Genomic DNA, 11,739 nt, shown 5'->3' on the forward strand with positions numbered 1-11,739 from the left:
GACCACCCGTATGCGCCAAGAACTCACCAACAAACTTTTCCGCTCCGGTGAAATCAGCCGTCGCGATTTTGCCGCCAAGACCGCCTCCTCGCTTCTCGGCGTGGGCCTCCTGGGCAGCTACATGAACGGCAAGTCCTACGGGGCTTTTGAAAACTCCTCCAAGCTGAAGCAGGTCGCCACGGCCAAAAACGTCATCTACTTGTACATGTCCGGCGGCCAGAGCCACATGGACACTTGGGATCCAAAAGTCGGTGTGGAAACCGCCGGCCCGACGAAGCCCATCAAGACCAGTGCAGACGGAGTGCGCATTTCGGAATACCTTCCGCTGAGCGCCCGCCAGATGCATCACGCCTGCGTCATCAACAGCCTTACCTCCACCCAGGGTGCGCATGAGCAGGGAAACTACATGATGCACACCAGCTATGACCTGCGTGGCACCATCCGCCATCCCGCCATGGGCGCTTGGCTGAATGTCTTCCAGGGCGGTGGCAACAGCACCCTGCCAAACTTCGTTTTCATCGGCAATGACAGCCGCCATCCCGGCTCCGGTTTCTTCCCGGCCCAGTACAGCCCGCTGTATGTGAACAATCCTGAAAACGGCCTCAAAAACGTCAAGCTCCAGCCTGGCCTTACCGAAGACCGCTTCATGAAGCGCATGAGCCTGGCTGAAGACCTGGACCAGGATTTCCGTTCCACCTTCCAGCATCGCAACGTCAAGGCCTACAGCGACATGTATGACAGCGCCATGTCCATGATGAAGTCCGAAGACCTCAAAGCCTTCGACCTCACAGAAGAGCCGGAAGAACTGCGCAAATCATATGGCAAAGAAGCCTTCGGCCAGGGTTGCCTTCTCGCCCGCCGTCTGGTGGAGCGCGGCGTCCGTTTTGTGGAGGTCAGCCTCGGCGGATGGGATACCCACAATTCCAATTTCGTCCGCGTCCCTGAGCTTTGCGATACCCTGGACAAAGGACTGGCCACACTCCTGGAAGACCTCAATGCCCGTGGCCTGCTGAAGGACACCCTCGTCGTCCTCACTTCTGAGTTTGGCCGCACGCCAGACATCAATCTCAACGTCGGTCGTGACCACTATCCGAAAGCCTTCTCCGCCGTTCTGGCCGGTGGCGGCATCGCCGGTGGCGTGACCTATGGCAAGACCGACAAAGAAGGCCGCGAGGTTATCGAGGACAAGGTTCAAATTGGTGACTTCAATGCCACCATCGCCTACGCCCTCGGCCTGCCTCTGGACCAAGTCATCTACAGCCCCAGCAAGCGCCCCTTCACCATCGCCGACAAAGGCAAGCCGATCACCAATCTCTTCGCCTAACCATCCGCGATTATCTCAATTCCAAAGAAAACGCCAGTCCGCTCCCGGGCTGGCTTTTTTCTTTTCCCGACAGCGCCAACCGGAAGTAAACGTCCCGCCCGCATAAGCAAGGAGTGAGTGCGTCCCGCCCCTTCAAGCAAGGAGTGGGGGCGTCTCGCCCCCATAGACTGAGGCCAGGATGGCCTCACATCTTGTCTTGATCAGCGGGAAGGAAAAGATCCGTGCAGCGAGCGAGGTGCTTCCCCAGTCGGGGCGGGACGCCCCAACTCCTTGGGTTGCGTTGCGGGCATGTGCAAGGAGAGGGGGCGACGCTGAAACAAGGAGTGGGGGCGTCCCGCCCCCACAGACTGAGGCCAGGATGGCCTCACACTGCGGTCTCGATGAACAGGAATGCCAAACATCCTCGCAGCACATCAAGGGAGCTGCCCCCAGTCGGGGCGAGACGCCCCAACACCTTGGGTTGGGCTTCACGATCCCCAAGTCCACAACGCCCCCTTCAAGCGGTCTAACCAACCATCATTTAAAAACTCGTTTCAGCACCGCCTTTTCCTCCGGCGTCAGCGTCTCGCGCCACACTTGCTCACCACCCTGGCCCTGATGGGCAGTGCTGCCTGCGGCACCTGGGCCTTGATAGGTCTTGTCCACTTCGTGCTCGCCATCTTGCAGGCTCAGCATCGTGCTCAGTTGCGCGCGTGAGTAGTCGGAATTGGAGACCGCTTCATTCTTGTTGGTGCCAAAATTGTTTTCATCTTCAGACAAAGTCAGTGGGGCCGTACCGGGGCCGCGTGAGATGCCGCCTTCGCCGGGGCCATCTCCTTCCTGGCCGCTGCCTGGCTCTCCCTCGCCCATTTGGCGCAGCATTTCGGCCAGTTCATCATCCTCCCCTTCGCCATCCCCCAGGAAGCCTGGATTCTTAGACATGCCCTCGCATTCACCGGCGCTTTTTTTTAGGGACTCGCGCATTTGGTCCAGTTGCTCTTTAGAAAGGGACTGCAGGTTTTTCGGGTCGATCTGAGCCAGCTCCTTCAGCAGGTCCGGATTCAGCTCCAAGGCACTGTTTTGCAGGCTTTTCAGTGCCTCATCCAGATCCTTCATCATCTGGTCTTTGGAGGTTTGGGAAAGCTTGTCTGCGTAGTTTTGCAGCGCATTCAGGCTGCGTTCGATGGCGGCTAAATTTTGCGCCATCTGCGCCATGTCCCGCTGCAATTGCTCTTTCAGCGTATCGCTGGCGTGCAGGCTATCGTGGCTGAACCACTTATCTGGGGGCTGATCTCGCAGTTCGGCGATCTTCGCTGCCTGCTCATCTTTTTCTTCCGGGGTGATCAGCTTTTCCTCCTCCAGTTTTTCCAGCCACTCATCCATCTGCTGCCAGGCCTGCGGCTCCACTGGCGGCTGTGTGGCGATGGCTTCAGGGGAAAGGGGCATCCACAGTGCCAGGGCGATGCTGGCAGCACTGGTCAGCCAGGGGGCCGTGAGGCGGGTCCAGCTCCATTGCCAACCGTCCGTCTTCCGGGCCGGAATCTCAGGCCACGGTCCCCGTCCGGCCTGGGCCACACTCAGGGCATTGTGCAGCCGCCATTGAGACTCCAGCCGCACCAGTGCCTGTGTGGGTGTGATGAATCGGCTCCTTGCCAGCAGGTGGCTCACCACGATGAGCATGGCCAGGCTTCCGGCGGCCCAGGGGCCGGCCTGCGCAGCATTCACATCCACCCCGCGCGAGCGGAGGGTGAGGATGAGCACAAAAGCTAGAACCCCAGTTACAATCAACAGCGGCGTCAGCTTCTCCAGCCACCAGCCTAGATTCACCTTGCGGGCAGTGCGCCGTGCCAGCGCCAGCCATTGGGCGGAGAGGGGATCCGGGTCTTTCATGACCGCGCATGATAGTGGACGGGAGTCAGCCTGACCACTGCAATTCCTGGATATTTCAGGCTCCGTTCTCCGTCTCTTGACCATGCCTGGACCGTGTTTGAGCGGAGAGGGAACAATGACCGCTGGCCAAATAGGGTGAGCGAAACGATGAATCCTTTCATTTTTGTTCCTGAATTGGGCATAAAGCTAGCTCTTAGAGATCGTTAAATCCAAACATGTCTGATTCCCCCCCTGATGACCTTCCCCCCCAGCCCTCTCCGGCCGAGGGTGGTCCCTCGTATCCCTCCTTGGAAGAGCTCTCCGCTCTGCTGCCCCAGTATGAGTTTCAGCAGGTCATCGGCATCGGCGGCATGGGTGCAGTTTATTTAGCCCAGCAGCCGCAGTTGGAACGCTGGGTCGCTGTGAAAGTACTGCCCGTCGCGGCGGCGACGAATCCAGAAGATGCGGACCGTTTTAACAAAGAGGCCCGCTCCATGGCCCGCCTCTCCCATCCGAACATCGTCGCCGTTTTTGACTATGGCCAGACGGAAGCCGGGCATCTCTACCTCGCCATGGAGTATGTGCAGGGGGCGGACCTACATTGGCGCACACGGGCAGGCGAAGTCACTCCAGAGCGCGCCCGGCTGGTCATCGCCCAGCTTTGTGATGCGCTGCAATACGCCCATGAGCACAGCGTCATCCACCGGGATATCAAACCGGCGAACATCCTCATCACGCCCGACTGGCAGGTGAAGGTGGTGGACTTTGGCCTGGCCAAGGACCTGACGCTGGATCCCGATCCTGAGGAATCGGAATACGGCACCCCAGACTATACCGCACCGGAGCGCCTCATCATTGGCGCACCTGTGGACCACCGGGCGGACATCTATTCCCTGGGCGTCGTCATTCATGAAATCCTCACGGGCAAAACTCCCCTGGCCGCCGGTGCCGAGGCTGGAAAAGGATTGCCGGAAGGATTCGCCGGAGTTCTTTCCAAGTGCCTCATGCGGGATCCAGCGCGGCGGTTTCAAAAAGCCAGCGAGGTGCGCACGGCTCTCCTCGCCGCCACATCCGCCGCTAAAAAGAAGGCGGCTATCGCACCCGTGAATCCCCCCACAGCAAGCAAAAATGCATTTGCGCCCCGCCCCCAGCCCCCGCGTCCGCCAGTGCCTGCTGCCAGTGAAAACTCCTGGGTGGGCACGGTCGGCTGGGCTTTGGCCTGTTTGGTGACCCTGGGCGGGCTCGGCTGGCTGGTCTGGAGGGATCATTATATCGCGCCGCAGGAAAAGCAGACCGTCCCGGCCTTAGCCATGGCCGGAGCACCCTCTCCCGTGCAGCCCGCCACCATCCTGACTGCTGACGTTCAACCAGTGACTCCGTCCCCCGTCAGCGCAGCCATTCCAGACCTGGAAAATACATCTGCCGAAATTTCTAATGAGATGCAGGCTAACATTGAGCCAGGACCGGACGTTATCCAGCAGTCACCCACCATGAACAAAGCCATCCCGACCGCCCTCGCTCTTGCTGCCTCCACTGTTTCTGCGCTCAGCGTGGATTATCAGAGCCAGATCATGCCCATTTTCAAAGCCAAGTGCTACGAGTGCCATAGCGAAGAGAAGGGCAAGGAAAAGGGCAAGGTGGCCCTGGATACTGAAGCCAAGCTGAAGGCCACCATCGGCCCCGGCCAGCACATCATTCCTGGCGAGCCAGAAAAAAGCACCATGCTGCTCATCTGCAAGCTGCCCAATGACGACGATGACGTCATGCCGCCAAAGGGTAAAAACCGTCTCACCCCTGAGGAAGTGACCCTGTTGGAAACCTGGATCAAAGAAGGCGCCAATCTGGCCGGTGGGTCCGCCGCCCCCATGGCAGCCACACCTCCCGCAGCACCTTCCGCCGCCGCCACCACCTGGACCAGCAGCGATGGCAAAAGCATCGAGGCCACCTTCGTCTCCCTCGTCGGCGACCAAATCACCCTCCGTCTCACCGCCACCGGCGCCAACTACACCTTCCCCCTCAGCCGCCTCTCCGCCGACAGCCAAACCCAGGCGAAAACCGCTGCCGGAATGTGATCGGAGGAGTGCGGACGCCCTCGTCCGCTTCGGGAAGAGTGCTCATTCTGCTCAAGGCTTCTGCCTTCATTGTATATGACCTATGTGTCCCATAGGTCATATAGTTCTTATTAGCCCTGTGCCCTCAACTGAGCACTGAACCCGCCTCTTGCCAAATCCGACACATCTTTTGCCGTGGGTTTTTCTGAAAGAGACCGTTTCAAGGAACACCACTGTGCACACTGTGTGCGCTGACCACCATGAAACTGATCTCTTTATTCACCCTCGTACTCCTTTCCTTGGGGCTAGCCACAGTCCAGGCCCAGGAGGGTTTCCGCCCGTTGTTCAACGGCAAGGACCTTACTGGCTGGGATGGCAATCCTGAACTCTGGAGCGTCGAGGACGGCTGCATCACGGGAAAGACGAACGGCCCAGAGCACCTCACTTATAACCAGTTCATCATCTGGCGGGGTGGCAAAGTGAAGAACTTTGAACTGCGCATCAAGGCCAAGGTTTCCGCCAGCAATACGGGCATCCAGTACCGCAGCAAGGAATTGCCGGAAAATGGCAAGTGGTCCGTGGGTGGTTATCAGTGTGACATTCACCCGGCTCGGCCTAACAATGCGATGGTTTATGAGGAGCGCGGGCGCGGCATCCTGGTCCAGAATGGCCAGAGCGTGGTCATTGACCAAGTCGGCAGCAAGTGGCTCGTGGCCGAGCGCGACATGGTGTCCGTGGAAACGGCGGAGTGGAACGAATACACCGTGATCGCCCAGGGCAATCACCTCATTCATAAGCTCAACGGCCAGATCACCATTGACCTCGTGGACCATGAGGAAAAAGCCATGGCGCTGGAGGGCCTGCTGGCCTTTCAGATCCATCGCGGTCCGGCCATGGTTGTCCAGATTAAAGAGGTCATGTTGAAGGAACTGCCAGATGGTGGCGTCATTCCCTTTGCCAATACTGACATTCCTAACGACGCCCAAAAGATCGAAAAACCCGGTCCGGCCGCCAAGAAAGGCCAGGCTAAAAAAGGGCCAGCCAAAGACAAAGGCCAGGGCAAAGGCAAGGCGGCTCCTGCGAAGGCTGATGCCGCTGCTGCCAAAAAAGCCAAGCGTCCACGGCCCGCCGAAGTCGGTCCCGCCATTGGTGAAAACAAAGCCACTCCTGTTGAGCGCATCAAGGCGGCGAAGGACTTCAAGGTGGAGCTGCTGTATTCCGTCCCTGGCGGTGAGCAGGGCTCTTGGGTCGCCCTTTGCAACGATGACAAAGGCCGTATCTATGCCAGTGACCAGTATGGCGATCTCTACCGCTTTGCCCCTCCAGCAGCAGGCCAGGCTCTCAAGCAAGAGGACGTGCAAAAAGTGCCGGTCAACATCCGCGCCGTCAACGGCATGGTCTTCGCCTTTGGCTCTCTGTATGCCGGTGTGAACGACTACGAGCAGAAGGCCCAGAGCGGACTTTACCGCATCTCTGATACCGATAACGACGACCAACTGGACAAGGTGGAACTCCTCCGCGCCTTCGATTCCAAGAGTGACCATGGCGTGCACGGCGTGATGCCGACTCCTGATGGCAAGGCCCTTTACCTCATCACCGGAAACAACGCCGTCCTGACCGAAGGTCCTATCGAGGGCACTCCCGCCAGTTCGCCTGTGCCGAAAGTCTGGGGGGATGATCACCTGCTCCCGCGCATGCCGGATGGCCGTGGACATAACCGCCACGTCCTTGCCCCAGGTGGCATTGTTTATCGCGTCTCGCCCGATGGCAAACAGTTCGAAATCTTCGCCTCCGGCTTCCGCAATATTTATGACGGCGGCGTCAACAGCGACGGTGAACTCTTCACCTATGATGCGGACATGGAGTATGACTTCAATACTCCCTGGTATCGCCCGACACGAGTGAACCATGTCGTCAGTGGCGGTGAATACGGCTGGCGCAACGGGGCAGGGAAGTATCCTGAATTTTATCCAGACAACCTACCTGCCGCCGTCAACATTGGCCCCGGTTCCCCCACGGGTACCACTTTTGGTTATGGCGCTAAATTCCCTGCCAAATACCAGCGTGCCTTTTACATCATGGACTGGAGCTGGGGTAAGCTCTATGCCGTCCATCTCAAGGAAGACGGCTCCTCCTATACGGCCGTCAAAGAGGACTTCATTACGGGTGCACCGCTGCCCCTCACGGATGCCATTGTCCATCCCAAAGACGGGGCCATGTACTTCGCCATCGGCGGCCGTCGTGTGCAGTCCGGTCTCTACCGTGTCACTTATACAGGCAGCGAAGATACCTCTCCCATTGACCTGACACCAAAGGTGTCTGCTGAGCGTGCTCTGCGTCATCAGCTTGAAGCCTTCCATGGCAAGCAGGATCCGAAAGCCATCACCACCGCCTGGCCGCACCTGAACAGCCAGGACCGCTTCATCCGCAGCGCCGCCCGTGTCGCCATTGAGCATCAGCCTGTGGCCGAATGGGAAGCCAAAGTGTTCAGCGAAACCGATGCCGGCCGCCAGCTTGAGGCCATCCTCGCCCTCGCTCATGTTACCGGTGCCTGCCCTAGCCATCGCCCTGCCGATGCCGCCGTCAAAACCGATGTGCGCGATAAGATGCTCGCCGCTTTGTTGAAGCTTGACTGGGCCAAACTCACTCCTGAGCAGCACCTCAGTTATGTGCGTTTCACCCAGATCATACTTCACCGCTTCGGCAATCCTGATCAGGGCACCGTGGACAAGCTCATCGCACAGCTTGACCCCGCTTACCCTTCCGAAAGCTTTGAGTTGAACTGGCTCCTGACCGAAACGCTTTCCTATCTGCAAGCGCCCAATACCGCTGCCAAAGGCATGGCCCTCATCGCCGCTGCGGACAGCCAGGAACCCCAAATGGAGATCGCCCGCAGCCTGCGCATGCTGAAGGCAGGCTGGACTCCAGAGCTCCGCACCGCCCAGCTTGAATGGTTCCTCAAGGCCGCCAACTACAAGGGTGGTTCGAGCTTTGACAAGTTCATCGAGTTCATCCGCAACGACTCCCTGGCCACTTTCACCGAGGAGGAAAAAACTCGCCATGCCGAACTCATCGCCAAGAAACCCGAGCGCAAGTCCGCCCTCGAAAACGTCGGTGCCATGCTGGCTGGCCGCACGCCCACCATGTGGACTTTGGACGAGCTCAGCACCGCCGCAGAAAGCGGCCTGAAGAACCGCGACTTCGACAATGGCCGCAAGATGTTCGGTGCCGCCGCCTGCTACGCCTGCCATCGCTTCGGCAATGCCGGCGGCATGAATGGCCCGGACCTCACTGGTGCCGGTGGCCGTTACAGCCCGCATGACCTGCTGGACCAGATCCTCAACCCCAGCAAGGAAATCAACGAGCAGTTCGCCCCCATTGTCGCCACCCTTAACAATGGCCAGGTTCACATCGGCGTCGTCGTTAACCTCAACGGTGACAACGTCACCCTCAACACCGACCTGACCGACCCCAACCAGCGCGTCAGCGTGGACCGCAAGGAAGTCAAAAGCCTCGAAACCAGCAAAGTTTCCCCCATGCCCCCCATGCTCCTCGCCATGTTGAAGAAAGAGGAGATCCTCGACCTCATCGCCTACGTCCTCAGTGGTGGTGACAAGACGAACGCGATGTTTAAAGTACAGTAGTCATCACTCTCCGAGTGATGGGTTCCCGTACAGTGCTCATCACTCCCTGTCCCGCGACTGCGGCGATCCGAGTGATGTATTTGACGTCCGCCTGTAAATGCTCTTTAACTTCCCCGGAAGTCCCGGGGAAGCGACAAAAGCTCGCCTTTGTCCTTTCTCCCCAGCCACAGGTCATTTAATAAAAGAGATGAGAAGTCCCGTTGGTCATCATCCCCGTCTGGAGCGCATTGAGCTGGAGCAAGGCCTCATCGCCTATCGTTGCCCCGAGTCCGGTGGCCATTGGATCCGCGCGGAACAATACTGGAAATGGCACAGCACCTTGCGGGACCCATCCATCGCCAGCCTTCCCGATCCGGGCGAAGAAAACCACCCCGTCAGTGAATACGATGATGTGGTCAAGCTTTGCCCCGATTCTGGCACCGTGATGACACGTTACCGGGTGGGGCATGGTCACGCTTTCCGTATTGATCGCTCAGCCACGGGAAGCATTTGGCTGGATGGCGGAGAATGGGAAGCCCTCAAAGCCGAGAATCTCCACCACACCCTGCACCTCATCTTTGGCGGGCCCTGGCAGAAAGCCGTCCGTGACCAGGCCCGCGATGAAACCCATCGCCTCCAGCTCATTCAACGCCTCGGTCCGGACCTGCATGCTCGGCTCGAGGCACTCCACCAAGAACTCGCCCACCACCCCGAGCGCGCCGCCGCCCTTGCTTTCCTCAATTCACAGGTCAAGACTCAGTCGCTAACGGCTTCATTATAAGTATGTTATGAAACATAGGCTGATGTACTGGATGCTAATTCTGACTGTATTTGCCGCCATGGCTTGGTTTATAAAGCCATGGGTCCTTATTCTGACCACTGGATTTCTGATGCTCCTGACGCTGCCTGTAGGAATTGCCACGTGTGTTTGTCTGTGGATTGGCTGGCGTCGGGGCCGCCTTTATCCGTTCGTTGTTCCCACAATAAGGGGCCTGCTTTTCCTGGGTGGCTTCCTGCTGCTTCTTATTCCGGTAAACCGTTTTATTTATCATCAGGCCGTTGATGCGGCAAAGGCATTTCCTCCGATTCTAATTCCTCATTTGGAAAATTATAAAAATCTGCACGGGGGCTACCCGTCTCATTTGAGTGCACTTAGAGGCCTTCCATCCTTGCCTCGTCTCCTCGATGAGGATTCTTATCATTTGTATAAGGACACTTACTCTTTTTCTTTTACAGATCCCATGGGCTCACCTCTTGATTCGTGGGATTATGATAGCGGCACCGGTGCCTGGACTCGAACTGACTGAGTTCTCGTCCCCTCCTTGACTCCCCGCCTGTTCCCGGCAAGTTGGGCGGCCCATGACTGATGCCATTTCCAATGTCCTTGCCGAACGTTACGCCACCCCTGCCATGCGCGCCCTCTGGTCGGGCGAGGGGAAAGTGAAGCTGGAGCGGGATTATTGGATCGCCGTTCTTAAAGGGCAGCGGGACCTCGGCATCCCAGTGCCGGATGGTGTCATCGAGAGTTATGAAAACGTGAAGGATCAGGTGAACCTGACCTCCATCATGGAGCGTGAGCGCGTGACCCGTCATGATGTGAAGGCGCGCATCGAGGAGTTTTGCGATCTGGCCGGGCATGAGCACATTCACAAGGGCATGACCAGCCGTGACCTCACGGAAAATGTGGAGCAACTTCAGGTCTTCCGTGCGCTTCTGGAAGTCCGCAAGAAGAGCATTGCCGCCCTTTCTGGCTTCGCTAAGCGCGCAGCCCAGTGCCGTGACATCCCCATGACTGCCCGTACCCACAACGTGGCTGCGCAGGTGACCACCCTTGGCAAACGCATTGCCATGTTTGGTGAAGAGATGCTCATCGGTGTGGAGGCCCTGAATGCTCTCATTGCCAGCTATCCGGCGCGTGGCCTGAAAGGCGCGGTCGGCACCCGGCTGGACCAGATCACCCTTTTCAACGGTGATGCCTCCAAGGCCCGCGCCCTAGAAGACCGCATCCTGCATCACCTGGGCATCAGTGCTTCCCTGGATGCCGTCGGCCAGGTGTATCCGCGTAGCCTGGACCTCCAGGTCGTTTCGACCCTCACCCATGTCGCTAGTGGCGCGGGCAGCTTTGCCAAGACCTTGCGTCTCATGGCGGGTCATGAACTGGCCAGCGAAGGTTTCGCCAAAGGCCAGGTCGGCAGTTCTGCCATGCCGCACAAGATGAACAGCCGCTCCTGCGAGCGCATCAACGGTTTCCACGTCATCCTCAAAGGTTATCTCGCCATGGCCGCCGGGTTGGCCGGTGACCAATGGAATGAAGGGGATGTCTCCTGCTCTGTGGTCCGCCGCGTGATGCTGCCGGATGCCTTCCTGGCCATGGACGGTCTGCTGGAAACCCTGCTCACCGTGCTGAACCAGATGGAAGTCTTTGAAGCCGTCGTCGAGCAGGAGCTGATGCGCTATCTGCCTTTCTTGCTCACTACGACCGTTCTCATGGAAGCCGTCAAAGCCGGTGCCGGTCGTGAAGCCGCGCACGAGGCCATCAAGGAGCATGCCGTGGCTGTGGCGCGTGACATGCGTACGGGCAAGGTCAGCCACAATGACCTGCTGGCCCGCCTCGCCGCCGATGAACGCCTCGGCCTCAAAGCCGATGCCCTGGATGCCGTGGTCGCCCACGGTAAAGCCAACTCCGGCGATGCGCCTGAGCAGGTGGATCACTTCGTCTTCCGCGTCTGCGAACTCGTGGCCCAGCACCCTGAAGCCGCGGGCTATGAACCCGGCAGTATTCTGTGAGTCGCCGCCGAAGTACGGAGCGCGAGTATGCTGAGCGAAGCGAATGCTACTCGCCATTCTGAAAGAGGCGAGGAGGTGCGGGCCATCTCCGGAATGGGGATCTGTG

7 protein-coding genes are annotated in these 11,739 nt (G+C 58.7%); 6 read left to right on the top strand and 1 reads right to left on the bottom strand.

Annotated features, from left to right (window positions below; translation table 11 throughout):
• The first annotated feature begins 10 nt into the window (after positions 1 to 10).
• On the top strand, positions 11 to 1,324 hold the full coding sequence (locus tag EI77_RS20285) for a DUF1501 domain-containing protein (protein WP_133797141.1): 1,314 nt from the start codon (positions 11 to 13) through the stop codon (positions 1,322 to 1,324).
• Between the two features lie 516 nt (positions 1,325 to 1,840).
• Here the strand turns inward: EI77_RS20285 and EI77_RS20290 are convergent.
• Positions 1,841 to 3,193: a hypothetical protein gene (locus EI77_RS20290; protein WP_133797142.1), complete on the bottom strand. Its 1,353-nt coding sequence runs from the start codon at positions 3,191 to 3,193 to the stop codon at positions 1,841 to 1,843.
• Between the two features lie 215 nt (positions 3,194 to 3,408).
• Here EI77_RS20290 and EI77_RS20295 point away from each other — a divergent pair, with 215 nt between their 5' ends.
• The 5 genes from EI77_RS20295 (at position 3,409) to purB (ending at position 11,633) form a co-directional block, all read left to right on the top strand.
• Positions 3,409 to 5,244, top strand: a complete 1,836-nt coding sequence (locus EI77_RS20295) for a serine/threonine-protein kinase (protein ID WP_133797143.1) — start codon at positions 3,409 to 3,411, stop codon at positions 5,242 to 5,244.
• Between the two features lie 239 nt (positions 5,245 to 5,483).
• On the top strand, positions 5,484 to 8,867 hold the full coding sequence (locus tag EI77_RS20300) for a 3-keto-alpha-glucoside-1,2-lyase-like domain-containing protein (protein ID WP_133797144.1): 3,384 nt from the start codon (positions 5,484 to 5,486) through the stop codon (positions 8,865 to 8,867).
• Between the two features lie 187 nt (positions 8,868 to 9,054).
• Entirely contained in the window at positions 9,055 to 9,627 is a 573-nt protein-coding gene (locus EI77_RS20305; protein ID WP_133797145.1) for a TFIIB-type zinc ribbon-containing protein, read from the top strand.
• 7 nt (positions 9,628 to 9,634) lie between these two features.
• Positions 9,635 to 10,153, top strand: a complete 519-nt coding sequence (locus EI77_RS20310) for a hypothetical protein (RefSeq protein WP_133797146.1) — start codon at positions 9,635 to 9,637, stop codon at positions 10,151 to 10,153.
• 52 nt (positions 10,154 to 10,205) lie between these two features.
• Positions 10,206 to 11,633, top strand: coding sequence for an adenylosuccinate lyase (gene purB, locus EI77_RS20315; protein ID WP_133797147.1), 1,428 nt, complete (start codon positions 10,206 to 10,208; stop codon positions 11,631 to 11,633).
• Positions 11,634 to 11,739: the final 106 nt, after the last annotated feature.

It is taken from the genome of Prosthecobacter fusiformis, from assembly GCF_004364345.1.
GTDB classification, from domain to species: Bacteria; Verrucomicrobiota; Verrucomicrobiia; order Verrucomicrobiales; family Verrucomicrobiaceae; genus Prosthecobacter; species Prosthecobacter fusiformis.